The organism is Bradyrhizobium nanningense, assembly GCF_004114535.1.
In the GTDB taxonomy this organism is placed as follows: Bacteria; Pseudomonadota; Alphaproteobacteria; order Rhizobiales; family Xanthobacteraceae; genus Bradyrhizobium; species Bradyrhizobium nanningense.
In genome coordinates this window covers 1-25104 of sequence record NZ_LBJC01000008.1, presented here as the reverse complement: position 1 = coordinate 25104, position 25104 = coordinate 1, and the positions used below count along the sequence as shown (strand labels likewise).

Below are 25104 nucleotides of genomic sequence, written 5' to 3'. Positions count from 1 at the left end.
ACGGCATCACTCGCCGTCGAGGCCGCTCTCGGCGAGTTCGCGCAGCGCATCCATATCCAGCACGACGATGGCGCCGTGCTCGAGGCGAACCCAGTTGCGGCCGGCCCAGGCGCGCAATTGCTTGTTGATGCTCTCGCGCGTCATCCCCACCATCTCGCTGATCTCCTGCTGCGTGATCGCAAGCGTGCCGCTGCCGGAGTCGAACTTGCGCTCCTCGGTGAGACCGAGCAGCGCGCTCGCCAGCCGGCCCGGCAGGTTCTGCAGGATCACCTGCTCGACCTGCTGGCTGGTCCAGCGCAGGCGCGCGCAGAGCAGCTCGATGAACTTCATCGCCAGCGCCGGCTGGCTCTTCACGAACGGCAGGAAATCCCGGCGATCGATGATGTAGAGCTCGCAATTGGTGTTGGCGGTCGCATCGGCCGATCGCGGCGCGCCGTCGAGCACCGCGATCTCGCCGAAGATCTCTCCGGGACCGATCAGATTGAGAATGGCGTTCCGCCCGTCCGGCGAGGAGGAGGAGATCTTCACCGTGCCCGAGATCACCGCGAACAGATTGTTGCCGGGATCGCCCTTGGCGGCGATCGTCGCGCCGCGCTTCACGGTGGTGTGCTTGGCGTAGCGGCAGAGCTGATCGAGCGCTTCCGGCTCCAGATCCGCGAAGATCGGGTGCTTGCGCAGGACCGATAGTTTGTTGCCCGCCAACTGTCGAGGGTCGCCGGTCTTGTCCTGAGGCACGCCGCGGGGCTCCTAAGACTGCGAGGCACTGAGGTTCCTGCGTAGTCAACGTTATCAGGCTTTTCAACCGGAAAGCACGCGCGCCATTTGAGGCAAATGCCGCGAAAAAGCCGCGGTCGAGCCGGAGCCCGCATCCGAAGGATGCGCCGATGCGTTTTGATCGCTGCAGAGTTGCAGATTGCGCAAGCTGTGATTGTGTTGAGGCGCTAACGAACGGCGGAGCCTGCCGGACGAGCGTCGGCCGTCTTGCGGACGAGAACTCGAAAGTTCAGCGCTTGGAATCCAGATCGAGCCGGCCTGAGCTGGTTTGCCGGTCCGCCCAAGCCAAGGCTGCGGCAAATGCGACGAAGATCGCGACGACGACAACGGTCACCAGCAACGCGTCCGCAGGCATTATTCCCTCCCGATAGTTTGCAGCATTATTTTGCTGCAGCCGGCCGGTGTCATTGATCGAGATCAAAAACGTCGGAGGCCGTCCCGGACGGAGTGTCAGGCTGCGGCCAGCGCCTCGGCGCGGGCAGGATCGAGCAGGCTGATGCCGCCATGAATGATCTCGATCACGCCATGACGCTCCAGCTTGGTGAAGGTGCGGCTGACGGTTTCGATGGTCAGGCCGAGATAGTCGGCGATGTCCTGACGGCTCATCGGAAGAGGAACCGTGTCGGACAGCCCCTTGAGCGCGACCAGCCGTTCACGCCAGCCGAGCAGGAAGGTGGCGACCTTTTCGTCCGCCGAGCGGCGGCCGAGCAGGACCATATGATCGCGTGCCTGGCCCAACTCGCGAATGGCCAGCTCATTGATCCGCCTCAGCAGCTGCGGCCGGTCTTCGATGAAGCGTCCGAAGGCGGCCTTCGCGAACTGGCACACAGTCACGACGCCGATCGCATCGGCCGAAAAATTGTGCCGGCCGGATATGTTCATCCCCAGGAAATCGCCGGGCAAGGCAAAGCCGACGATCTGACGTCGGCCGTCGGGCAGCAGCTTGTACAGCCGCATGACGCCATCGAGCACGTTGTAGAACGAGGTTGTGATGTCCTCCTCGGAGAATACGGTCTCGCCCGCGTCAAAATGAACGCGGCGCCCGAGATGCTCGAATTCCCTGAGCTCGGCCGCGTCCAGCGACGAACAAACCGCCGCTCCGCGTACGGCGCAATCGTTGCAGAAATGCCCGTTCGGCTCAATCGTGACCACGGAAGGCTTCATCCACCGCTCCCCGCGCCGGCTGCCCCCGACACCAGGCCGAGTCCATCGCGCGGCTGGATTTTACTGCACTGCGCCAAAGCCAATTGACTCAGATCAAATTTGGATGGCATCCCCGTCTTATTCTGCCTCCAGAGTTCGACGGGATCACTTTTCCATGCTGCCAAGCGCCCTGCGTCACGGTCTGATTGGGCTGCTTCTGATGACACCTGCGCTGGCGGCCCCGACCGCCGAACAGCGCGGCAAGGCCTTTGCAAGGGCCAATTGCGCGCGCTGCCACGCGATCGACCGCGCCTCCCGAAGCCCGCTCGAGGGCGCCCCCCCGCTCCGCACCCTGCATCGGCGTTATCCGATCGAGACCCTTGGCGAGGCGCTGGCAGAGGGGATCTACACCGGTCACGCCGACATGCCGGCCTTCGAACTCAGTCCGGACCAGATCCACGACCTTCTGTCCTACCTGAAAACGCTGGAATAGACGGCGTCATACCGCCTGCACGGTCCACCCGATCAGCTCCTTGGCGATGCGGGCAAAGGCCGCGTCGAAGGCGGCGACTGCGGCGGCCGGCTCGACCTTGTCGAGCTTCTCGCTGGTCTCGATCAGGCGCGAGGCAACCACCTTGCCGTTCTTGTCCACGATCCGCGCCGACAGCCCGATCTCGGCCCGTGTCTCGCCCTCCGTCACAATCCGAAAGCGCCGGATGTCGATCAGGAGCTGGTAATCCGCCTGACCGAGGTCGGTCGTACGTAGCGGGGCGTGGGCGATGTCGTAATTCTCGAAGCTGTCGATCAGGCGCGCCTGCACCAATTTCGGAATGCTGTCGGCCCAGAGGAAGTCGGCAAAGCCCGGCCTGTCCCCGACGGGCGCGAACAGCATGCGCTGGGTCTGCAGCATGGCGACCGCGCTCGGCTCGGGAATGGCCAGTGACGCGGGAAGCGTCTTGCCGGCCGGCCCGAGGTTCTGCGGCGAGTGCAAGTCGTAGGTGACCTTCTGCGCAGGAGCGCCGCCGCCGGTCATCTTCTCCAGGCCAGCCAGAATGCTATCGATCTTGCCGGTGTTACGCGCGAGCCCGTCGGAGAACGACTTGAAATTCGCGATGGTGTCCTTCAGCGGGCCGGAATTGTCCTGAAGCACCGTGTCGACCCGCCGCAGCGCATCCCGCGCCGCCTGCGTCATGCTCTGACCGGCGCCGGCCTCGGCGATCAGGGTCAGCGGCTCGCCGGATTTGGCGACGATCACGCCGCCCTCCAACGTCACCACCGGCACGCCGGTCAGGCCCTGGAATTCGAGGCCGACCTTGGTGTCGGAACGGACCGGGGTGGCGGTCGCAACCGAGATCGTCGCATTGACGAAACGCGGATTGTCCGGCGCGAGCCCGAGCTGGGTCACCTCACCGACACGGATGCCGTTGAACAGCACGCCGGCGCCGACCAGAAGACCCGGGACCGGCCCCTGGAATTGCACGTGGTAGTTCGTACGCGGTCCGATGCCGCCGGTGTTGTTCAGCCAGTAGACGAAGCCGAACACCGCAAGGATCGCGGCCAGCACGAAACTGCCGATCAGCACGTAGGGAGCGCGGGTTTCCATGTCTCATCTCATCTCGTGTTGCAGCATCTGTGAGCGCTTGCCGTGGAAATAAGCGCGCACCCAGGGATGCTCGGATTGCAGCAATTCCCGCATCGGGCCAATCGCCACGATCTTGCCGTCGGCGAGCGCGGCGACGCGGTCGCAGACCGTGGTCAGACTCGCAAGGTCGTGGGTCACCATGAACACGGTCAGCCCCAGCGTCTTTTGCAGCGTCTTGATCAGCGCGTCGAAATCGCCGGCGGCGATCGGATCGAGGCCGGAGGTCGGCTCGTCCAGGAACAGGATCGGCGGATCGAGTGCGAGCGCGCGGGCCAGCGCCACGCGCTTGGTCATGCCGCCGGACAGCTCCGCCGGATATTTGTCCGCGTCCTGGGCGCGCAAGCCGACCATTTCGAGCTTGGCGATCGCGATCTCGTCCATCAGCTCCTGCGACAGGACCAGATTTTCGCGCAAGGGAAACTGGATGTTCTGGCGGACCGTCAGCGAGGAGAACAGCGCCCCCTGCTGGAACAGGATGCCCCATGTCGTAGCTGCGCCTCGATCGTGACCGCCGGTGGGTTGTCCCATGACTTCGATGGTTCCGCCCCGGCGCGGGATCAGACCGATGATGGTCCGCATCAACACCGACTTGCCGCCGCCGGACGCCCCCACCAGCCCGAGGATCTCGCCTCGGCGGACGTCGAGCGAGAGATGGTCGAGCACGGTCTGACGGCCGAAGCCGACCACGAGGTCACGGACGCGGATCGCGAACTGGTCTTGCGATGCATCCATCGTCACATTCCGATCGAGGCAAAGAAGACGGCGAACAGGCCGTCGAGCACGATCACCAGGAAGATCGACTTCACGACCGAGGTCGTGGTCTGCCGCCCCAGCGACTCCGCGCTGCCCTTGACGCGCAATCCCTCGCTGCAGGCCACGATCCCGATCACCAGCGCCATGAACGGCGCCTTCATGATGCCCACCTCGAAATGGGTGACGGAGATGGCCTCGTGCAGCCGCGCGAGGTAGATCGCCGGCCCCATGTCGCCATAGAACTGCGCGACGAGACCGCCGCCATAGAGCGCGGCAATCGATCCGATGAAGGTGAGAATGGGCAGCGCAATGACCAAAGCCGCAACGCGCGGCAGGATCAGGACGTCGACCGGATCGAGCCCCATGGTCGAGAGCGCGTCGATCTCCTCGCGCATCTTCATCGAGCCGAGCTCGGCGGTGTAGGCGCTTCCCGACCGGCCGGCGACCATGATGGCGACGATCAGCACGCCGAGCTCGCGCAGCACCAGGATGCCGACCATGTCGACAGTATACGATTCCGCGCCGAATCTGCGGAAGTGGAAAAAACCCTGCTGCGCGATGATGGCGCCGATCAGGAAGGTGATCAGCGCGACGATGGGGATCGCCTGCCACCCGATGCGGTAGAGCTGATAGACCAGCGAGGTCAGCCGCAGCGAGCCCGGCCGTCGCAGCACACCAATCACCGCCATGAACAACGCGCCGAGCATCTGGAGGAAGATCGTGATGTCTTCCCGCGCGCCGACCGTGGATTTGCCGAGATCGCCCAGCCTCGCCAGCACCGGGTTGGGTGCAACCGTCGGGGCCTGCGCATTACGGTTGACCTGACGCACCTCGTCCATAAGCCCGCTGAAATGGTCGGCAACGCCGACGAATTTTGCCGACCTGCCTGACGATGCAGCCCTGCGCGACAGCTTCTCCAAGACCCAGGCGCCGAGCGTGTCGAGCGCACTGACGCCCGACATGTCGAGGGTAACGACGCGCGACCGATCGACGTCGGCTCCGACCGTCCGGGACAATGTCTCGAGCGTGACCACATTCGCGGCAGTCCAGGGCCCTTCAGGGCGCAATTTCAGCTCGTCGCCGGACGGCGTTGCGAGCAACAGCGGCTCGTGGTTCACGCTTCCACCTCATCGGGACAATCGGTCCCCATTCAGACGGCTTTTCTAGGCCAGCATATGGCCGCCCGCTTGACCTGTCTCAAGTCCCGGACCACGCCGCCGATTGACGCAAATCAAGCGCGATCGCACCCGCGGGTCCTAGGCTTGCTTCCGTTCAATGGGGATATCGAGTCCATGTTCAACAGTGACAGGATGAGCGAAGAATTGCACGCGCTGAAGGTTGACGTCACACGCCTGCTGAGCACCGCGGGCGAGGAGATGTTCGAAAGCTCGAAAGATCGCGCCGAAGCACTGGCCGACCAGATCAGGGCCGCGCTGACCGAGCTCGGCGAGACCGTGGACGAAGAGCAGGAGCAGCTTCAAGGCCTCGTTGCGGACCGTCCGATCACATCGCTCGCCTCGGCCTTCGCGCTCGGCGTGGTCGTCGGCTTCATGCTGAGGAGACACTAGGTGAATAGCGAGAATGTGGTCAAACACCTGCGCGTGCTCTGGCGCACCGACAGGATCATCGCGGACATCAGGCTGCGCCATCTGCTGATCGGCCTCGGGCTGCGTGCCTTTGCGGCGCTGACCGCGGCGTTCGGGCTTCTGATGCTGGAGTTGTCGGCCTATTTCGCGCTGGTTCAGATCTGGAGTGCAATTGCAGCGGCGGCCATCCTCGGCGCCGTCAATTTTGCCATCGCGGCCGCTCTCTTCGTGATCGCCGGTCGCGCTCCGTCAGGCCGTGACATCGAGCTCGCCAACGAGATTCACGACACCTCCATCGAAGCCCTTCAGCTCGAGGCGCGCGCGCTCCAGGCCCAGATGTCCGGCGCGGTGCATCATCCGCTCAGCACGATCGTGCCGGTGCTGGTCCCGCTGATCGCGATCATCATCAAGAACTTGCGGACGACGCCCAAGTCCTCCGCCGCGGCAAATTCGGCCGAAGCGCGCTCCTGACGGGCGCGCTTAGAGCTTCAACCTGACGTCGCAGATATCCGGCTCGGCCGGATCCGGCTTGACCTCGAAGCCGAGGTGCCGGCACATTTCGAGCATCACGGCGTTCTCCTTGAGCACGTCGCCCGATATGGCCTTCAATCCTTCCGACTTGGCGTAGTCGATGATCAGCTGCATCAGCGCCCAGCCGAGCCCCCTGCCCTTGAGATCGGACCGCAGCAGGATCGCGTATTCGCCGCTCTCGTAGATCGAATCCGAATGGAGCCGAACCACGCCGACCATTTCGCCGGTCGCCTCGTCGAATGCAATGAAGGCCATCGCGCGCGCATAGTCGAGCTGGGTCAGGCGCGCGATGAACTCGTGGGTAAACTCCTTCATCGGCGCGAAGAACCGCAGGCGAAGGTCGTGTGGCGTGACGTGACGGAGGAATTCGTGGATGGTCGGCTCGTCCTCGGGGCGCATGGGCCGCACGAAGATGCGCCAGTCGTCCTTGAGCTTGAGGCGGCGCTCCCATTGCGATGGATAGGCGCGAACGGCGAAATTAGCCGGGCCGGAACCGACAAACTTCCGTTGCGGCGGCCCAACCGCAACACGGGCGTCGACCGCGGTCACGCCGGTTTCGTCCGCCAGCAGCGGATTGATGTCGAATTCGCGGATCTCGGGAATGTCGGCCGCCATCTGCGCCAGTTTGACCAGCACCATGGCGACCGCGTCCGGCTTCACAGCCGGCACGTCTCGGTAAGCGCGGAGCAGCCGCGACACCCGCGTGCGCTCGATCAGGTCGCGGGCCAGCTGCAGATCGAGCGGCGGCAGCGCGAGCGCCTTGTCGTTGATGATCTCCACCGCCGTCCCGCCCCGGCCGAAGACGACGACCGTGCCGAAGGTCGGATCGTCGGCGAGGCCCAGGATCAGCTCGCGCGCTTTCGCCTTGACGACCATCGCCTGGACGATGACGCCACCGATGCGCGCCTCCGGACGCAGCTTCTTCGCACGCGCGATAATGCCCGTGGCGGCCCCTCGGACTGCTTCAGGCGTGGTCAGGTTGAGAACGACGCCGCCGACGTCGGATTTGTGGACGATGTCCCGCGACATGATCTTCAGCACGACGGTGTCGCCCTGTGCGAAGATGTCGTTCGCATAGGCCACCGCCTGCTCGACATCGGTCGCCGCATAGGTCGGCACCATCGCGATGTCGTAAGCTTCGAGCAGGTGCTTGATCTCGACCGGCTCGAGCCATTGACGGCCGTCCGCGATCGCGGCGGTGACGATCTGCCTCGCGCCCCTCGCGTCCGGAATGAACGTGTCAGGCATCGCGGGAGGAACCTGGCTCAGCTCCTCGACCACTTCGCGGTGCCGGACCAGATGCATGAAGCCGCGCACGGCGTCGTCCTCGGTCGGATAGTTCGGTACACCGGCGCTGGAGAGTGTCTGAATGATGTGCTGGTCGGCTCCAACCCAGGCCGCCAATACGGGCTTCGCCCAGCTGCGGTGCTGCTCGCGATATTTTCTGACGAGCTCCGTCACGGTCGTGGCGATCTCGGCGGCCGAGGCGATCGCCGTTTGCACGTTGAGGACCAGGACTGCGTCATTGTCACGATCGGCCAGCAGCTCCTCCAGCGCCACCGCGTAGCGCGAGGCGTCGGCATCGCCCACGATGTCAACGGGATTTGCACCGGACCAGGTCGACGGCAGCGCTGCATCGAGCTTCTTTCGCGCCTCAGCCGAGATGGTTGCCGGAATTCCCCCGAGTTCCACCAATCGATCGATCGCAAGGACGCCGATGCCGCCACCGTTGGTCAGGATACCGAGACGCTTTCCCGTCGGCGATTCGACACGGCCGAGTGTCTCGGCACAATCGAACAGCTCACGCAGATCGGAGACCCGCAGGACGCCCGCGCGGCGGAACGCCGCGTCGTAGACAGCGTCGGAACCGGCGAGCGCACCGGTGTGCGTAGCAGCCGCCTTCGCGCCCTGCGCCATGCGGCCGGACTTCACCACGACGACCGGCTTCACGCGCGCGGCGGCGCGCGCCGCCGACATGAACTTGCGCGCGTCCTTGATGGCCTCGATGTAGAGCAGGATCGCGCGGGTCTTCTGATCCATCGCGAAATGGTCGAGCAGGTCGCCAATATCGACGTCGATTTGGTCGCCGATCGAGACGATGCCGGAGAAGCCGACGCCGCGCTGCGCGGCCCAATCGACCATGCCGGCAGCGATCGCGCCCGATTGCGAGATCAGCGCGAGACTACCCGCCCCCGGCATATGCGCGGCAAAGCTGGCATTCAGGCTGACGCCGGGCATCATGATGCCGAGGCAGTTCGGCCCGATCAGCCGCATGCCGTATTTTCGGGCGGCAGCGCTTGTAGCCTCGTGCAGCGATCCCGGTCCCTGGCCGAGTCCGGCCGAGACGATCAGCGCGCCCGCAGACCCGCGACGCCCGGCTTGGTCGACGATGCCTGGAATCTCGCCCGCGGGGGCGGTGATGACCACGAGTTCGGGCACGAAGTCCAGCCTGTCCAGGCTCTTCACCGCCGCGACGCCCCCGATCTCGGCATGGCGCAGATTGACGAGGCCAAACTGCCCCTTGAATCCGGCCTTGCGAATATTCTCCAGGACCGCGCGTCCCACGGACGCCGGACGGGCGCTCGCCCCGACGAGCGCGACCGAGCGTGGCGACAGCAGGTTGTTCAAACGATAGATTGACATGAAAGAAAATGCGCCGGGTCAGCGGCGGTTCCGATGGTTGACGATCAGGCCGACAAAGGTGGCGAGCCTAGTGCGAGATCATAACCCAGCACGGTGGCTGGCCAATGACGGTCTTTGTCACACCGCCCCAGACGATCTCGTTCAGGCGCGAATGATGGTAGGCGCCCATCACCATCGCATCCATGCCATGGGAATTCGCCCAGCTTCCCAGGACCTTGCCGATCGAGCTGCCGCCGCCTTTCGTCGTTTCGAACGAAGCATGGACCCCGTGTTCCCTCAAATGATCGACGAGAGCCGTTCCGGATTGTACGACCGCCTCGGTCTTATCCTCGGCCACGGTCACCACCCGGACCGAGGTGGCAGCCCGAAGAATAGGCAACGCGTCGCCGACCGCTCGCGCCGCACGCGCGGAGTGATCCCAGGCGATCATGACGTTCTCGAATTCAGGCCGAAGTTCGTCCGCGAGATGTTCTGGACAGAGCAGAAGCGGCCGGCCGGATCCGAACAAGAAGGCTTCGACAATGCTCTCCGTTCGGCTGTCGTGCGGCTTCACCGGAAGCAGCGTGAGATCGCTGAAACGGGCATGCTCGGCCAGGATCGCCGCGATCTGGTCCGCCGGCACCTTGCCCGCTCGGCTCTGAGCGCGAAGATTGGCGCGCGATGTCGCATTGGTGAATGCGTTCAGGAGCTGCTGCATGTCGCCAGCCTCACGCGAACCGCTGGTCTCCGCGGAATCGCGATCGTAGGGCAGCATCACCCTCGGCCGCTCGAAAACGTCTTCCTCAAGCCCGAGCGCGGTGATCCTGGCGCCGAGATCGGCGGCGACGGCTACGCATTTCTCGATCGCGGCCAGGGCCGGCCCGCGCGGCCGGCCGACAAGCGGCAGAAAGACGTCCTTGATGGGCATCGGAATTCTCCTCGGCCACCACAATAGACCGGCTTTCATCGAGACGCTTGATCCTCGTCAAGCTAATGAAACTCGGTCCGCCACGCGCGTTGACCGACGTCAAGGACTGGCCACACGGCTATTCTATGGATGATCCAGCGGAGCCGTTTGCCCCGGAGAGACTCATGCGTGCGATGGTGTTGCCGGCCCCACGAACGCGGCTCCAGATGGAGGAGCGGCCCGACCCGATGCCTGGCGAGGGTCAGCTGCGCGTGAAGATCAGCGCCTGTGGGGTATGCCGGACCGATCTTCATCTCGTCGACGCCGAGTTGCCTGACATTCGCTATCCGATCGTGCCCGGCCACGAGATCGTCGGTCGGGTCGACCTCGTGGGCCCGTATGTCACAACGCATGCGCCCGGTGATCGCGTCGGCATTCCCTGGCTCGGCTTCACCTGCGGGCATTGTCGCTTCTGCCGCGAGGGCATGGAGAACCTGTGCGACGCACCGTTGTTCACGGGCTACACACGCGACGGCGGCTACGCGACCCACACCATCGCCGACGCACGCTACGCCTTTCCCCTCGGTGAGGAGGGGAGCGACGTGGAGATTGCGCCTCTGCTGTGCGCAGGGCTGATCGGCTGGCGCTCGCTGGTGCTGGCCGGCCCTGCCGAGCGGCTCGGCCTCTATGGTTTTGGCGCGGCGGGCCACATCATTGCGCAGGTCGCGCGTTGGCAGGGACGATCCGTCCATGCATTCACGCGACGCGGCGATGCCGCTGCCCAAGACCTTGCCCGTCGTCTCGGCGCGGTCTGGGCGGGGTCCTCCGATGAGATGCCCGAGGAGCCGCTCGACGCCGCGATCATCTACGCACCTTCAGGCGAGCTTGTCCCGGCCGCGCTGCGCGCTGTCCGCAAAGGCGGTCGTGTCGTCTGCGCCGGCATCCACATGAGCGACATTCCGAGCTTTCCGTATGATCTGCTCTGGCAGGAACGGCAGTTGGTCTCGGTCGCCAATCTGACCCGGCAGGATGGCCTCGATTTTCTCAAAGTCGCTCCGCAAGCCGGCGTGCGCACCGAAACGACGGCCTTTCCGCTCGATCAGGCCAACGAAGTTCTGACCATGCTGCGAGCCGGCCAGATTCTCGGCGCGGCTGTGCTGACGCCCTGATGGTGGTTTCGGATGCCCGTTTCCATGACAGATGAATTGGCGGCCCAGGAGCGGATCTTCCGGACGCTGACCGGCCATCCCGGCGTAACGCGAATCGACACGCATGGAGCCTCGGTGTTCCTCGACGGGAAGCGCGCGTTGAAGATCAAGCGCGCCGTCCGGTTTCCCTTCCTCGACTATTCGACGCTCGAGAAGCGCAAGGCGGCGTGCGAGGAGGAGATCCGGATCAACCGGCCGCTGGCCCCGCAGATCTATCATCGCGTCGTGGCGATCACGGAAGAGCCGGATGGATCGGTGCAGGTCGGCGGCCCCGGCCGGCCGATCGAGTACGCGGTGGACATGTCGCGCTTCGACGAAAGCAGGACGCTGGATCATCTGGCAAAGGCCAGCCCGCTGGATCCGGCGCTCGCCTCGGCTACCGCCGACGCGATCGTGGCTTCGCACGTGGCGGCGACCGGCGCCGACGGCAGAGCATGGGTGTCATCCATCCCCGGCCTGATTGACGGCAACGGTCACGGCCTGCGGGCTGGCGGACGTTTCAATCCGGAAGACATCGAAAAGCTCGGCCGTGCCTCGCACGAGGCATTTCGACGTATTCGTCCCCTGCTTTCAGGGCGCGGCCGTCAGGGCTTCGTGCGCCGCTGCCATGGTGATCTGCATCTTGCAAACATCGTTCTGATCGATGGCCGGCCCGTGCTGTTCGACGCCATCGAGTTCGATGCGCAGATAGCAACCGTCGACGTGCTCTATGATCTCGCATTCACGCTGATGGACCTGTTGCACCACGATCAGCCACGCGCGGCCAACGTCGTCCTGAACCGCTATCTCGCCGCGACGCCCGCCGATAATCTCGACGCGCTCTCCGCCCTGCCGCTGTTCATGTCCATCCGGGCGGCGATCCGCGCCCAGGTGGCCCTGGCGCGGCTGAGGCCGCCGCATTCCGATGATCTCGACATTCTGGACCAGGCACAGCGTTATTTTGATCTCGCCAGGATGCTGATCCATCCTGCCGCTCCGCGTCTGATTGCGGTCGGCGGATTGTCAGGCACGGGCAAGACCGTTCTGGCGCAAGCGCTCGCGCCCGGCATCGCACCGCCACCCGGAGCCGTCGTGCTGCGCAGCGACCTCGTCCGCAAGCAGATGTTCGGGGTCGAGGACACCCACCGCCTGCCACCGTCCGCCTACACACCGGAGCATGCGGCCCGCGTCTACGACACGCTGGCTCAGCATGCCCGGCGGGTGCTGGCGCAAGGCCATTCGGCAATCATCGACGGCGTATTCGCCCGCGAGGACGAACGGGACGCGATCGCCGCACTGGCGCGCGAGGGCAACGTGCCGCTGAACGGCCTGTTTCTGGTTGCAGACCTCGCGACCCGGCAGACACGGATCGGAAGCCGCCGGGAAGACGCATCGGACGCCACGCAAGAGGTTGCCGCGCTGCAAGAGCACTATAATATCGGCCATGTCGGTTGGGCGACCATCGATGCATCCGGGACACAAGAGCAGACGCTCCAGAACTGCCGGAGCGCGATCGCTGAAGGCAAACAGGGCAATCTGATTGGCGCGGGCAAAGATGGCGCGACCTAGCACGACCTCGACGGCCGCTCGCGCCACGCCGGCAGCGCGGCGCAATGCCCTGCCCGGTCGCCTCAGCCCCGGCATGGCCTGCGATACGGCGTTCCGGATCATCGCGCGCCGCCACCTCGCCGCCATCATCGCCCAGCATGACGGCACCAGCCGTGGCGATCCCGACGCGCTGCATCAGATCCGGATCGCGCTGACGCATCTGCGCACCGCTATCCGCTTCTTCTCGCCGATGGTCGACGACGCCCTGCGGCCGAATGTCTGGGCCGAGCTGAAATGGCTGAACGGTCAGCTCGGCATGGTGCGAGACCTCGATGTGGCGATCGAGCGGGTCGTCGCTGAGAGTGGCAACGAACTCGCCGTGATCGCCGAGCTTCATCATTGGGACGAAAGGCGCGTCGAGAGCCACCGCCAGCTGGCGCGCGCGCTGCAATCCGCGCGGTACCGCCGCCTCGTCGAGCAGACCTCGACCTGGATCGAGAGCGGCCCCTGGTCGACCCGGCGCAGCAAGGAAGCCATCCGATTGCGCCGTTGCACGCTCGCTGACCATGCGACCGAGCGACTGACCGAATGGGAAACGACGCTGCTCAAGAAAGCGCGAAAGCTCCGCAAGCTCGACGTCGAGAAACGCCACAAACTACGCCTTCTCAACAAGCGGATGACCTATTCGATCGAGTCGCTCCAGGATCTGTTCGCTGATGGGACGGCGGCGAGGCAGAAGTCGATCCTCAAGCAATTGCGCAAGGCGCAACGCTCGCTCGGACAATTGAACGACGATGCGCGGGGACAAGCGCTGGCGGCGTCGTTGAACGGGGCCGGCCTCGATGCGAGCAATCGCTTCCTCAATCGCAAGCGGGAAAAGAAGCTGTTGCGAACGGCCGCGGAGGCCTATCGGAAGCTGGACAAGGCCAAGGCCTTCCGCTCCTCGGAGCTCGCGCCGAGCTCTGAGCCGGAGGTCTAGGTGTGAACGTAGTCTCCCGGCGCATCCGGGAGGCCGAGGGCGTCTCCAAGCCCGATCTGAGGCGGATTGCAGGGTGCGCCGGAGCGCGCCGCCAGCCATTTGGCCCATTCCGGCCACCACGATCCTTCAACGTGTGGGGCCAGCTCCAGCCATTCATCCGCACCAACATAGGGCGCATCAGCAGGTTTGGTCAGCACCTGATAGCTATGGCCGGGCTCCTCAAGAGGCGCAACCACACCGGCGTTGTGACCGCCGCTGGTCAACAGGAACGTCACGTCGGCATCCACCTGATAGTGGATCTTGTAGACGGATCGCCATGGCGCCACGTGATCGGCGAGCGTGCCGACCACGAACATCGGCGCGTGAATATCGGAGAGCGAAATGCTCCTGCCTCCGACGAGATAGCGCCCTCCCGCCAGATCGTTGTCGAGGAACAGCTTGCGCAGATACTCCGAGTGCATGCGATAAGGCAGCCGCGTGGCGTCCGCGTTCCAGGCCATCAAGTCGCTCGGCGGTGCGCTCTCGCCCATGAGATAGTCATGTGACAGACGCGACCAGATCAATTCGTTGGAACGCAGCAGCTGGAAGGCGCCAGCCATCTGCGTCGTATCGAGATAGCCGCGCTGCCACATCATGTCTTCGAGAAAGGCCACCTGGCTCTCGTTGATGAAGAGCGTTAGCTCTCCGGCCTCGGTGAAGTCGGTCTGGGCGGCAAGGAGCGTGACCGTGCCGAAACGGTTGTCACCGTCGCGCTCCATCGCGGCGGCGGCGATCGACAGCAATGTACCCCCCAGACAATAGCCGAGCGCATGGGTCTTCCGACCCGGCATGATCAGGCCGATCATGTCCAGCGCCGCCATGACCCCCAGCTTGCGATAGTCGTCGAAGGCAAGATCCCGATCCCTCGCATCCGGGTTGCGCCAGGAGATCGCGAACACGGTGAAACCTTGGTCGGTCAGATATTTGACCAGTGAGTTCTGCGGCGAGAGATCGAGGATGTAGTATTTCATGATCCAGGCCGGCACGATCAGGATCGGCTCGGGCCGCACCTGCGCGGTGGTCGGATGGTATTGAATCAGCTCGATCAGCTCGTTGCGGTAGACGACCTTGCCGGGTGAAACCGCCACGGTGTCGCCGACCGCGAACTGCCCGTCGTCCGCCAATTTCGAGTTGGAGAGAAAACGCATCAGATCGCTGTACCAGTTCTGCCAGCCGAAGACGAAATTTTCCCCGCCGCTCTGGAACGCCTTCTCCAGCACCTTCGGATTGGTCGCCGCGAAATTCGACGGTGCCAGCATGTCCAGCATCTGCCGCATCGAGAACTCGACGATGGCTTCGTTGGCGTGCGACACGCCGCGCACGCCCGTCGCGGCATCGCGCCACCAGCGCTCTCCGAGCAGAAACGCCTGCGCCAGCAGGTTGAACGGCGCGGCCTCCCATTGCGGTCCACTGAAGCGGCGATCCCGTCCCTGCGGCCGGACCACGGACCACGGCTTCTGCTCCGGTGATGTCGCGTGCGCGACGGCTTCGGCCAACCGGCCAGTGTCGCGGAGGATATTGCGGGAAATTTCCATCTGGCGTTGCGGCGCCGCAGCGAGATGCGAACCCCAGTCGAGCCAGGCGAGCGACAGGGCCAGCGGCGAAAGGCCGCCCGTGAACCGCGCCAGCATCGCGTGAAACGCGCGGTCGAGCGGATATGGCTCCGATGCAGGCAAAGGGTCGGCGGCAGCTGGCATTTCTGCGGGCTTTTCGGCGCGTACCGTCGAAGCTTCGGAACCCGCGGGGGGGTCGACGGGAAGAGCCTGCACTGCCGGCTCTTCGGCCCGCGGAAATATCTGCACGACGCTCATGGCTCAATGATCCCAAGGGCTGCTTCTAAGTCGGCGGAACGATAGGGCGAGCTTTCGCAGAAGCGTTGAGCTGCATCAAACCTAAGGCCCGGATCACAATTGCTTCATCGGTGCGGACGGGCTCCTCCCATTGACCTGGGTCAAGCCGTACCCCGCCGCTCGGGCTAGTTTTCGCGCATCAAAATTCGACAAAGCCAGCGGAGTTATCCATGCGCGCCCACCAGATCATGACCCGGTCGGTCATCTCGGTCGCCCCCGACACCAGCATCGTCGAGGCGGCAAACATCATGCTGAAGCGGCATGTCAGCGGCCTCACAGTGGTCGATGACACCGGCAAGCTCGTCGGTGTCGTCTCTGAAGGAGATTTCATCCGCCGCAGCGAGATCGGCACCGGGCGCAAGCGCGGACGCTGGCTGCGGTTCATCCTGGGTCCGGGCAAATCCGCCAGCGATTTCGTCCACGAGCACGGCCGCAAGGTTTCGGAGGTGATGACCGACACGCCCGTCACCATCACGGAGGATACGGCGCTCGCCGAGATCGTCGATCTCATGGAACGCAACAACGTGAAGCGGCTGCCGGTCGTGCGCGGAGACAAGGTCGTCGGGATCGTATCGCGCGCCAATCTGCTGCAGGCGGTGGCGGGACTCGCCCGCGAAGTGCCGGATCCGACGGCGGATGACGACCACATTCGCAGCCGCATCATCGAAACCATGGAGAAGAACGACTGGTGCCCGTTCGGCCTGAACGTCATCGTCCGTGACGGTATCGTTCACCTCAGCGGTGTCATCACCGAAGAGCGCACACGGCAGGCCGCGATGGTCGCCGCGGAGAACGTCGACGGCGTGAAGAAGGTGCACGACCATCTGTGCTGGGTCGACACCATGTCGGGCATCTATCTGAACTCGCCCGAGGACGACGAGCTCGCCAAGGCGAGCTGACAGGCGAGCTGACGAGGCGAGCTGAGCCAGACGCTTCAGCGCGGAATGACGGCGGTGGCCTCGATCTCGACGCGTGCCGCCTTCTCCACGAGGCGCACCACCTGCACCAGCGCCATCGCGGGGTAATGCGCGCCGAAGATGGCACGGTAGATCTTGCCGAGCTCCTTCAGGTTGGACAGGTACTCGTCCATATCGACCACGTACCAGGTTAGCCGCACGAGATGCTCGGGCCGCGCGCCGGCTTCGGCCAGGATCGCCGCAATGTTGCTCAAGGTCTGGTGCACCTGGGCGGCGAAGCCGTCGGCGAGACGCTCCTCGGCATCCCAGCCGATCACCCCGCCGGTGACGACGATGCGCCCCTCGGCGGCCATGCCATTGGCGTAGCCCTTCGGCATCGGCCAGCCCGACGGCTGGAGCACCTGCACGCGCGAACGGGTGTCATCCTCGGCTGCTGTCAGCACCGCGAGCTGCGGGCCTTTCGGCGTCGTCACGGACAATTCTTCATCCTTCTCTCATTCCGCCGCAACGCCTGAGGACGTCACAGCCGCCTGCGCCAGTTGCCGCAGGGCAAAGCGCTTCAATTTTCCGGTCTCGGTCTTCGGCAGTTGCGTCACGAACTCGATGGCGCGCGGATATTTGTACGGCGCGATCTCGCGTTTGACATGCTCCTGCAGCTCGGCCACAAGCTGCGCGTCCGCTGTCACGCCGGACGCCGCGACGACATAAGCCTTCACGATCATGCCGCGCGCCTCGTCCGGAGCGCCGACCACACCGCACTCGGCAACCGCCGGATGCGTGAGCAGGGCCGCCTCGACGTCGGTGCCTGCGATATTGTAGCCGGCCGACACGATCATGTCGTCGGAGCGCGACTGGTACCAGAAATAACCGTCGCTATCCATCAGATAGGTGTCGCCGGTGATGTTCCAGCCGTTCTGGACGTATTTGCGCTGCCGCTCGTCGGCGAGATAGCGGCAACCGGTCGGCCCGCGCACCGCAAGCTTCCCCATCGTGCCCGGCGGCACGTCATGGCCGTCGTCGTCGACGATCTTGGCCTCATAGCCCGGCACGGGCTTGCCCGTCGCCCCCGGACGAATTTCGTCCTCGGTCGCGCTGATGAAGATGTGCAGCAGCTCGGTCGAGCCGATGCCGTCCATCAACTTGATGCCGGTGGCCTTGAGCCAGGCGTCGAAGGTCGGCTTGGGCAGGGTCTCGCCGGCAGAGACGCATTTGCGTAGCGAGGAAATATCGCGGCCGGCAAGCTTACCGATCATGGCGCGGTACGCGGTCGGGGCGGTGAAACAGATCGTGATCTTGTACTGCTCGATCGCCGTCAGGATGTCGTCGGGCGTCGTCTTCTCCAGCACCACGAAAGAGGCGCCGATGTGCATCGGAAACAACACGCCGCCGAAGCCGAACGTGAACGCCAGCGGCGCCGAGCCGACGAAGCGATCCTTCTGTTCGGCCCGCAAGATGTTGCGCGCATAGCCGTCGCAGACCGCAAGCATGTCGCGATGGAAATGCATGGTGCCCTTGGGATCGCCTGTCGTGCCCGACGTGAAGGCGATCAGGCAGACGTCGTCGGAGGCGGTATCGAAGGCTTTGAATTCCGCGCTCGCGTCGGCAATGAGCGCTTCGAGCGAGTCCGGCGCGCCATTGCCCCAATAAACGATACGTCTGAGAGCCGGCGCCGCAGCTTTCGCCTTCTCCATTTCCTCGGCGAGCTTTCCGTCACACAGCGCGAGGGTGATCTCCGCCTTCTGGATCGGGTAGGACAGCTCCTTGGCACGGAGCAGCGGCATCGTCGCCACCACGATGCCGCCGGCCTTGACCACCGCGAGATAGGTTGCAACCATCATCGGATTGTTGGCGGAGCGCAGCAGCACGCGGCCACCGGGAACAAGACCGAGCTTGCCAACCAGCACATTGGCGATGCGGTTCACAAGGGCTTGCAGCTCGCGATAGGTGTAGCTGACGGCGGGGCTGATGACGCAGGGCGCGTCGCCATGGCCCTGCTCGACCCAGCGGTCGAGAAAGTAGCTGACGCACTTCAATCGTGGCGGATAGTTCAGCTCCGGCCGCGTGAAGATGAACTCGGGCCAGAGCTCGCGCGGCGGCAGATGCCGCTGCGCAAACGTATCGACATGGGCCGTCGCGGCGTTGCCGTCATGCGAGCCCGTGACTTGAACCTTGGCGGCGTTGGCCATCGCACGCTCCTTTCAGCATGGATTGCACCCGGCAGCACGATCTGGAAAACATTTTAGGCTTAAAACAATTTGGCGCAATAGCGGATTTTGAGCATCCCGTGCTTTTTCCTGCGGCAAAAGGGATTGAGCGGCCCTGCCGGCCCCGCGCCTACGGCCGGCGGCGCGCGGCCGATTTCTGCGCCGACGCCTTGGTCTTGGCGAGCAGCCGCATCAATTCGCGCACGTCCTTTGGCGAAAGGTCGGCGAACAGATCGGCGATCCAGGTCTCGTGCTCCGCAGCCATCCGGCGGAACTCGCCTCGACCGAGTTTTGTGAGGCGGATCACCTGGACACGACGGTCCGTCTCCGACGTCCGGCGGTCGAGATGACCGGATTCAACGAGACGCTCGACGAGACCTGTGACGTTGCCGTTCGACACCATCATGCGCTTGGAGACATCGGAGAGCGTCATGCCATCAGGCGCCTTGTCGAGCTGCGCCATCAGATCGAAGCGGGGCAGAGTGACGTCGAACCGCTGCCGCAGCCGACCGCGGACCTCGCCCTCGATCAGCGTCGTGCAGGTCAGAAGGCGCAACCACAGCCGCAGCTCGTCGGCATGGTCCTCCGGCGTCTCGACGGCCTTGGTCTCGGAATCGAGCATCTCGCTGCAGTCACTCTCGGCGGGCATTGGCGCCGGCACGGATTCCCCCAACATTTTGAGCTTCAAATAAATCGAAGCCGGCTGCAAGTCCAAAGCTGCAACAATCGACCGCACGTCAACTTCTTTAGGCTTCAAATAATTGGCGCGGCGTTTGCATGCGCCGCCGTCCGAAGGATGGCGACACCTTGAGCGCTGCTTGCCGCGGCAGCCATCATCGGCATAAGCTTGGATTGAAGTACGCGGCTTGCAGCGCAAGCCCTGATGTCACGGGGGGACAGATCTTGAAGACGCAATTGACCTTGGCCGCAGCCTTGCTGGTCGGCACCGCCCTCAATCCAGCCGTGGCGCAGGAGAAGATCAAGCTCGGTGTGGTGGTGACCCTCTCGGGACCCGCAGCAGCACTGGGTCAGCAAGTCCGCGACGGCTTTGCACTGGCGGTGAAGGATCTCGGCGGCAAGATGGGCGGCCGTGATGTCGAGGTGATCGTTGCGGATGACGAGCTGAAGCCGGACGCGGCGGTGACCAAGGTCAAGGGGCTTCTGGAGCGCGACAAGGTCGACTTCGTGATCGGCCCGATCTTCTCCAACATCCTGCAGGCGATTCACCGGCCCGTCACGGAATCGAAGACCTTCCTGATCAGCCCCAATGCCGGTCCGTCGACTTTTGCCGGCAAGGACTGCAACCCGTTCTTCTATGTGACGTCGTATCAGAACGACCAGGTTCACGAGATCCTCGGTAAGGTCGCGCAGGATCGCGGCTACAAGCGCATGTACCTGATGGTGCCGAACTATCAGGCCGGCAAGGATTCGGTGGCAGGCTTCAAGCTCGACTACAAGGGCGAGATCGTCGAGGAGTCCTACATGCCGCTGAACACGCTGGATTTCCAGCCGGAGCTGTCCAAGATCTCCTCGCAGAAGCCCGATGCGCTGTTCACGTTCATGCCGGGCGGCCTCGGCGTCAATCTCGTCAAGCAGTACCGGCAGGCCGGCCTTGCCGACAGCATTCCGGTGCTCTCGGCCTTCACGGTGGATGAATCGACCCTGCCGGCGCAACAGGATGCGGCCGTCGGGATGTTCGGCGGCGCGAACTGGGCGCCCAACCTCGACAATCCCCAGAACAAGAAGTTCGTGGCATCCTACGAGGCTACCTATAACGTCGTGCCCGGTACCTACGCCTTCCAAGCCTACGACGCCGCGATGCTGATCGACAGTGCGGTCAAGGCCGTGAAGGGCGACCTGTCGAACAAGGAGGCGGTCCAGGCCGCGCTGAAGAAAGCCGATTTCACCTCACTGCGCGGCGCCTTCAAGTTCAACACCAACGGCTATCCCATTCAGGATTTTTATCTGACCAAGGTCGCCAAGCGTCCGGATGGCAAGTTCCAGACCGAGATCGTGCAGAAGGTCTTCGAGAATTACGGCGACCGTTATGCCAAGGACTGCAAGGCGGCGAACTAGAACCAAGTATTGCGTTAGGGGAGGACTGCAATGAAGAGCGAAATTACCGGCATCACACGGGCCAATGAAGGAATCCAGGGCATCTCCTGGAACATCCTCGGCCAGACCTATGTGCCGAAGAGCTACGCCGAGAACAGCTTCTCCTGGCATGCGACGCTGCCGCCGGGCACGTTCGTCCCGCCCCACATCCATCCCGACCAGGATGAGTATCTCTACATGCTCGAGGGCAAGCTCGATTTCGTGCTTGGCAATTCCGAGGCGCAGGCCACGGCCGGCGATCTGATCCGCCTCGGCATGGGCGTGCCGCATGGCATCTTCAACAAGTCGGAGCAGACTGCAAAAGTGCTGTTCTGGGTTTCGCCAAGCCGCAAGCTGTTCGACCTGTTCTGGGGCCTTCACAACATGAAGGAGCAGAAGCCGGAAGATGTGGTGGCGATGGCGGCCGAGTTCAACATCCACTTCCTGCCGCCGCCGCCCGGCGGCTAGCGGCGCGCCTCAGGCGCGCACGGCCGCGAGCCCCGGCACCGCGGCGAAGCCGGCCTTGGTGGCATAGCCGCGCACGATGGCCTCGCGCTGGGAATAGCTGAGGACATTGTCGACATTGTCGAATCCATCAGGGGCGAGCTGCTCGACGGCGTCGATGACGCCCTCGGGGCCGCCGCGCCGGTTGGAGCGGACGATATCGGCCGTCATTGGCAGACGCTTCTTCTCGTACTCAAGCAGCGCCTGGCGCGGATGCTCGGCACGCACCAGCGCATCCGCAAGGCAGCGCGCATCGAGGATCGCCTGCGAGGCGCCATTGGAGCCGACCGGATACATGGGGTGCGCTGCATCGCCCAGCAGCGTGACGCGTCCTGATGACCAATATGGCAAGGGATCGCGGTCGCAGGTCGGATATTCGTAGAATTCGGGTGTCGCCGCGATCAGGCTCTTCACGTCGATATAGGGCACCGAGAAGCGTGCCACATGGGGCATCAGCTCCTCGCGCCGCCCCGGCCGCGACCAGTCTTCCTTGCGCGGCGGCGGCACATTGCCCTCGCCCACCTTCACCAGCACCGCCCAATTGGTCAGACGGCTCGCCGGGCTCGATCCCTCCGCGATCGGATAGATCACCACCTTGGCATTGAGGCCGCCGGCCACGATCATCGATTTTCCGGTGAGGAATAGCGGCCAGTCGCGGGCGCCGCGCCACAGCATCAGGCCGTTCCAGCACGGCGGGCCTTCGTTCGGGAATAACGTCTCGCGGACGCGGGAATGGATGCCGTCGGCGCCGATCAGAATGTCGCCGCGCGCGGTGTGAATGTGCGCGCCGGCGCGATCGAAGAAATAAGCGATGACGCCGCCCTCATCCTGGGTGAAGGCTCCGAGCCGGCAGCCGGTGTGGATGGCATCTTGCCCGAGCCGCTCCTCGACGGCGCGATGGATGACGCCCTGGAGGCGGCCACGATGGATTGAGAATTGCGGCACGTCGTGGCCGGCGTCGATGCCGCGGGCTTCGCGCCAGACCTCCTGGCCGTGGCGGTTGAGATAATAGAGCTGGTCGGTGCGGATCGCGACGTCGTCGAGCTTCTGAAGCAGGCCGAGGCCGGCGAGCTCGCGCATGGCGTGCGGCAGCGTGTTGATGCCGACCCCAAGCTCGCGAATGGTGTCGGCCTGCTCGAAGATCTCACAGTCGAGGCCGCGCGAACGCAGCATCAGCGCCGTAGTGAGACCACCGATACCGCCACCGACGATAATCGCCTTCATCGCCCTTACTCCACTCGAAACACAGGCAATGGGTTAACGTCGCACGGGCGGTCACTCCGCCGCAAGCGGCTTTGTCGCCTCCGCCTTGAGCTCGGCCCGGGTCTTGGGCTTAGCCTTAATTCGCAGCTCCTCGAGGTCCTGCCGGTCGCGGACGCTGTTGCGGAAAATTTGCTCTTTTCCTGGCAGATATTGCGGGGGACAAAATGCCGCGTCCGCCCCGTACCACGCCGCCGCCTTCATGGTGAAGAACGGATCGACCAGATGCGGCCGGCCAAGGGCGACGAGGTCTGCCCGGCCCGCTGCCAGGATGGTGTTAGCCTGGTCCGCCGTTGTGATGTTGCCGACACACATCGTGGCCACCCGCGCCTCGTTGCGGACCTGATCGGAGAACGGCGTCTGGAACATGCGGCCGTACACCGGCTGCGCATCGCGGACGGTCTGCCCGGTCGAGACGTCGACGAGATCGACGCCTGCCTCGGCGAAAGCGCGGGCGATCGCCACCGCGTCGTCACCAGTGATGCCCCCGTCGACCCAATCGGTCGCGGAGATGCGCACTGACATCGGCTTGTGCGATGGCCAGGCCGCGCGGAGCGCCTCGAAGATCTCGAGCGGGAAACGCAGACGGTTCTCGAGCGCGCCGCCGTACTCGTCCGTGCGGGTGTTGGTCAGCGGCGAGATGAAGCTTGCGAGCAGATAACCGTGGGCGCAATGCAGCTCGAGCATGTCGAAACCGCAGCGCTCGCCGCGCTCGGCCGCCGCGACGAAAGACTCCCTCACCGCCTTCATGCCGGCGCGATCGAGCTCGCGCGGCACCTGACTGTCGGGAAAATAGGGCAGCGGCGATGCCGAAAATACGTCCCAGCCGCCCTCGTCCAGAGGACGGTCCATCCCGTCCCACATCAGCTTGGTCGCGCCCTTCCGCCCGGCGTGCCCGAGTTGCAGGCAGATCTTTGCAGCCGAATTGCCGTGGACGAAGTCCACGATGCGCCGCCAGGCGGCCTCCTGCTCGTCGTTCCACAATCCGGCGCAGCCGGGCGTGATGCGTGCATCGCGGCTGACGCAGGTCATCTCGGTGAAGATGAGGCCGGCCCCTCCGATCGCGCGCGAACCGTAGTGCACGAGATGGAAATCGGTCAGCACGCCTTCCTTTGCCGAGTACATGCACATCGGCGACATCACGGCGCGATTGGCGATCTCCATCTCGCGCAGCCGGAACGGCTGGAACAGCGGCACCGCCGGCTTTTCCGTATCGACGTCAAAGCCGCTGCCGCGAACCTGTTTGGCAAATGACTTCTCGACCTCAGCCACGAAATCGGGCGCGCGGAGCTTGAGATTGTCATAGGTGATCGCCTTCGAGCGCGTCATCACGCCGAAAGCGAACTGCACCGGGTCGAAATCCCAGAAGCGATCGACATGCTCGAACCAGACCAGCGAGACGTCGGCGGCATGCTGCGTCTTCTCGACCTCCTCGCGTCGGCCGTGCTCGTAAACATCAAGCGCAGCCTTGATATCGGGTGCCTTTTCCATCGCCTCGGCCAAGGCGATGGCGTCTTCCATCGCGAGCTTGGTGCCGGAGCCGATCGAGAAATGCGCGCTCGCCTTGGCATCGCCCAGCAGTACCATGTTGTCCTTGACCCAGCGTTTGCTGCGGATCATCGGAAAATTGCGCCACATCGAGCGATTGGTGAGCAGCTTGTGCCCATCGAGGAACCAACCAAAGATCTCGGCCATCCGCGCGGCGGACTGCGTCTCGTCCAACGCTGTCAGGCCAGCGCGCTCGAACGTTTCAGGATCGGTCTCGAAGATCCAGGTCGAGTGTCCGGCCTCATATTGATAAGCGTGGGCGATGAACGGCCCCCACTCGGTCTCCTGGAAGATGAAGGTGAAGGCATCAAGCGGTTTGGTCGACCCCATCCAGGCGAACTTGTTGGAGCGGATGTCGAGCTCCGGCTGAAAATGATCGACGTATTTCTCGCGAAACCGACTGTTGATGCCGTCGGCGATCAGGACGAGATCGGCATCGGCAAAGCGGGCTTCGTCGTCGATGTCCACTTCGAAGTGCAGGATGACGCCGAGCTCGCGCGCCCGCTCCTGCAGGATCAAAAGCAGCTTGCGCCGGGAGCAGCCACAAAAGCCGTTGCCGCCGACCCGGTGCACCGTGCCGCGAAAATGTACGGCGATATCGTCCCAGTAAGCAAATTCCTGCGTAATGCGGCGATAGCTCGGCAGATCATGTTTTTCGAAATTGTCCAGCGTGGCGTCGGAAAACACCACGCCGAAGCCGAAGGTGTCGTCGGCCCGATTGCGCTCGTACACCGCGATCTCGGCGCCCGGGCGCTGCTTCTTGAGCAGGATCGCAGCATAGAGACCCGCAGGTCCGCCACCGATGATCGCGACTTTCATGGGAGCCTCGCCAATTCACCCGGCCACGAAAACTATTTTAAGCCTAAAATAATTTCGCGCAAGTCCCCGCTGCCGGCTTGGTCACAAGCTGAACAACGGCCTAGTTGTGGAGCCTCAAGAGGTTATCCTTGGTCAAACCGAGCCTGCTGATCGGCGTTTGAGAGTCTATACCACCGTGAGGTCGGTGCCAGTTGTAT

At 64.1% G+C, this 25104-nt stretch carries 23 protein-coding genes; 9 read left to right on the top strand and 14 right to left on the bottom strand.

Going from position 1 to position 25104, the window contains the following annotated elements; genetic code table 11:
* Nucleotides 1-6: 6 nt before the first annotated feature.
* From XH84_RS06490 to XH84_RS06480, 3 genes are all read right to left on the bottom strand, one after another.
* Nucleotides 7-735, bottom strand: a complete 729-nt coding sequence (locus XH84_RS06490; protein WP_128918424.1) for a Crp/Fnr family transcriptional regulator — start codon at nucleotides 733-735, stop codon at nucleotides 7-9.
* A 268-nt stretch (nucleotides 736-1003) separates the two neighbouring features.
* Complete coding sequence (locus XH84_RS06485; protein WP_128948093.1) at nucleotides 1004-1195, bottom strand: hypothetical protein; 192 nt, start codon at nucleotides 1193-1195, stop codon at nucleotides 1004-1006.
* 29 nt (nucleotides 1196-1224) lie between these two features.
* Nucleotides 1225-1938, bottom strand: coding sequence for a helix-turn-helix domain-containing protein (locus XH84_RS06480; RefSeq protein WP_128918425.1), 714 nt, complete (start codon nucleotides 1936-1938; stop codon nucleotides 1225-1227).
* 154 nt (nucleotides 1939-2092) lie between these two features.
* Here XH84_RS06480 and XH84_RS06475 point away from each other — a divergent pair, with 154 nt between their 5' ends.
* Complete coding sequence (locus XH84_RS06475; RefSeq protein ID WP_128918426.1) at nucleotides 2093-2410, top strand: c-type cytochrome; 318 nt, start codon at nucleotides 2093-2095, stop codon at nucleotides 2408-2410.
* A 6-nt stretch (nucleotides 2411-2416) separates the two neighbouring features.
* Here XH84_RS06475 and XH84_RS06470 read toward each other — a convergent pair whose 3' ends face one another.
* Genes XH84_RS06470 through XH84_RS06460 form a run of 3 tightly spaced genes read right to left on the bottom strand, consistent with a single transcriptional unit; the run spans nucleotide 2417 to nucleotide 5430 of the window.
* The gene (locus XH84_RS06470; protein ID WP_128918427.1) at nucleotides 2417-3520 is read right to left on the bottom strand and encodes an ABC-type transport auxiliary lipoprotein family protein; all 1104 of its coding nucleotides are present in this window, start codon (nucleotides 3518-3520) and stop codon (nucleotides 2417-2419) included.
* A 3-nt stretch (nucleotides 3521-3523) separates the two neighbouring features.
* A complete protein-coding gene (locus XH84_RS06465) occupies nucleotides 3524-4291 on the bottom strand; it encodes an ABC transporter ATP-binding protein (protein WP_164936117.1) in 768 nt (255 codons plus the stop codon).
* Nucleotides 4292-4293: 2 nt separating this feature from the next.
* Nucleotides 4294-5430, bottom strand: a complete 1137-nt coding sequence (locus tag XH84_RS06460) for an ABC transporter permease (RefSeq protein ID WP_128918429.1) — start codon at nucleotides 5428-5430, stop codon at nucleotides 4294-4296.
* A 174-nt stretch (nucleotides 5431-5604) separates the two neighbouring features.
* On the opposite strand from XH84_RS06460, the gene XH84_RS06455 reads away from it, so the two are divergent.
* Entirely contained in the window at nucleotides 5605-5880 is a 276-nt protein-coding gene (locus XH84_RS06455) for a hypothetical protein (RefSeq protein WP_128918430.1), read from the top strand.
* Entirely contained in the window at nucleotides 5881-6369 is a 489-nt protein-coding gene (locus XH84_RS06450; RefSeq protein ID WP_128918431.1) for a phage holin family protein, read from the top strand.
* A gap of 9 nt (nucleotides 6370-6378) precedes the next feature.
* Here XH84_RS06450 and XH84_RS06445 read toward each other — a convergent pair whose 3' ends face one another.
* Entirely contained in the window at nucleotides 6379-9072 is a 2694-nt protein-coding gene (locus XH84_RS06445) for a bifunctional acetate--CoA ligase family protein/GNAT family N-acetyltransferase (RefSeq protein ID WP_128918432.1), read from the bottom strand.
* A 67-nt stretch (nucleotides 9073-9139) separates the two neighbouring features.
* A complete protein-coding gene (locus XH84_RS06440; RefSeq protein ID WP_128918433.1) occupies nucleotides 9140-9979 on the bottom strand; it encodes a universal stress protein in 840 nt (279 codons plus the stop codon).
* 164 nt (nucleotides 9980-10143) lie between these two features.
* Between XH84_RS06440 and XH84_RS06435 the strand changes: the two genes are divergently transcribed.
* From XH84_RS06435 to XH84_RS06425, 3 genes are read left to right on the top strand one after another with little or no spacing between them, the layout of a single operon-like run.
* Nucleotides 10144-11127 (top strand): zinc-dependent alcohol dehydrogenase family protein, encoded by a 984-nt coding sequence (locus XH84_RS06435; protein WP_128918434.1) that lies wholly within the window; start codon nucleotides 10144-10146, stop codon nucleotides 11125-11127.
* A 24-nt stretch (nucleotides 11128-11151) separates the two neighbouring features.
* Nucleotides 11152-12714: a bifunctional aminoglycoside phosphotransferase/ATP-binding protein gene (locus tag XH84_RS06430; RefSeq protein ID WP_128918435.1), complete on the top strand. Its 1563-nt coding sequence runs from the start codon at nucleotides 11152-11154 to the stop codon at nucleotides 12712-12714.
* Nucleotides 12701-13672, top strand: a complete 972-nt coding sequence (locus tag XH84_RS06425) for a CHAD domain-containing protein (RefSeq protein ID WP_128918436.1) — start codon at nucleotides 12701-12703, stop codon at nucleotides 13670-13672. Before XH84_RS06430 ends, XH84_RS06425 begins: the two co-directional genes overlap by 14 nt.
* Here the strand turns inward: XH84_RS06425 and XH84_RS06420 are convergent.
* Nucleotides 13669-15522 (bottom strand): PHA/PHB synthase family protein, encoded by a 1854-nt coding sequence (locus XH84_RS06420; protein ID WP_128918437.1) that lies wholly within the window; start codon nucleotides 15520-15522, stop codon nucleotides 13669-13671. The two genes, XH84_RS06425 and XH84_RS06420, sit on opposite strands and share 4 nt — an antisense overlap.
* Nucleotides 15523-15731: 209 nt before the next feature.
* Between XH84_RS06420 and XH84_RS06415 the strand changes: the two genes are divergently transcribed.
* Entirely contained in the window at nucleotides 15732-16460 is a 729-nt protein-coding gene (locus XH84_RS06415; RefSeq protein WP_128918438.1) for a CBS domain-containing protein, read from the top strand.
* A 35-nt stretch (nucleotides 16461-16495) separates the two neighbouring features.
* Here the strand turns inward: XH84_RS06415 and XH84_RS06410 are convergent, their stop codons facing one another.
* From XH84_RS06410 to XH84_RS06400, 3 genes are all read right to left on the bottom strand, one after another.
* Complete coding sequence (locus XH84_RS06410; RefSeq protein ID WP_128918439.1) at nucleotides 16496-16951, bottom strand: RidA family protein; 456 nt, start codon at nucleotides 16949-16951, stop codon at nucleotides 16496-16498.
* A gap of 21 nt (nucleotides 16952-16972) precedes the next feature.
* Nucleotides 16973-18664 (bottom strand): benzoate-CoA ligase family protein, encoded by a 1692-nt coding sequence (locus tag XH84_RS06405; RefSeq protein ID WP_128948092.1) that lies wholly within the window; start codon nucleotides 18662-18664, stop codon nucleotides 16973-16975.
* Between the two features lie 148 nt (nucleotides 18665-18812).
* On the bottom strand, nucleotides 18813-19331 hold the full coding sequence (locus XH84_RS06400; RefSeq protein WP_164936119.1) for a MarR family winged helix-turn-helix transcriptional regulator: 519 nt from the start codon (nucleotides 19329-19331) through the stop codon (nucleotides 18813-18815).
* Nucleotides 19332-19585: 254 nt separating this feature from the next.
* On the opposite strand from XH84_RS06400, the gene XH84_RS06395 reads away from it, so the two are divergent.
* Nucleotides 19586-20758, top strand: coding sequence for an ABC transporter substrate-binding protein (locus tag XH84_RS06395; RefSeq protein ID WP_164936118.1), 1173 nt, complete (start codon nucleotides 19586-19588; stop codon nucleotides 20756-20758).
* 30 nt (nucleotides 20759-20788) lie between these two features.
* Nucleotides 20789-21244 carry a cupin domain-containing protein gene (locus XH84_RS06390; RefSeq protein ID WP_018643141.1) on the top strand — a complete coding sequence of 152 codons (456 nt, stop codon included), beginning with the start codon at nucleotides 20789-20791 and terminating at the stop codon, nucleotides 21242-21244.
* Between the two features lie 9 nt (nucleotides 21245-21253).
* On the opposite strand, the gene XH84_RS06385 is transcribed toward XH84_RS06390, so the two are convergent.
* Complete coding sequence (locus tag XH84_RS06385; protein WP_128918442.1) at nucleotides 21254-22504, bottom strand: flavin-dependent oxidoreductase; 1251 nt, start codon at nucleotides 22502-22504, stop codon at nucleotides 21254-21256.
* A 51-nt stretch (nucleotides 22505-22555) separates the two neighbouring features.
* On the bottom strand, nucleotides 22556-24907 hold the full coding sequence (locus XH84_RS06380) for a bifunctional salicylyl-CoA 5-hydroxylase/oxidoreductase (RefSeq protein ID WP_128918443.1): 2352 nt from the start codon (nucleotides 24905-24907) through the stop codon (nucleotides 22556-22558).
* Between the last annotated feature and the right edge of the window lie 197 nt (nucleotides 24908-25104).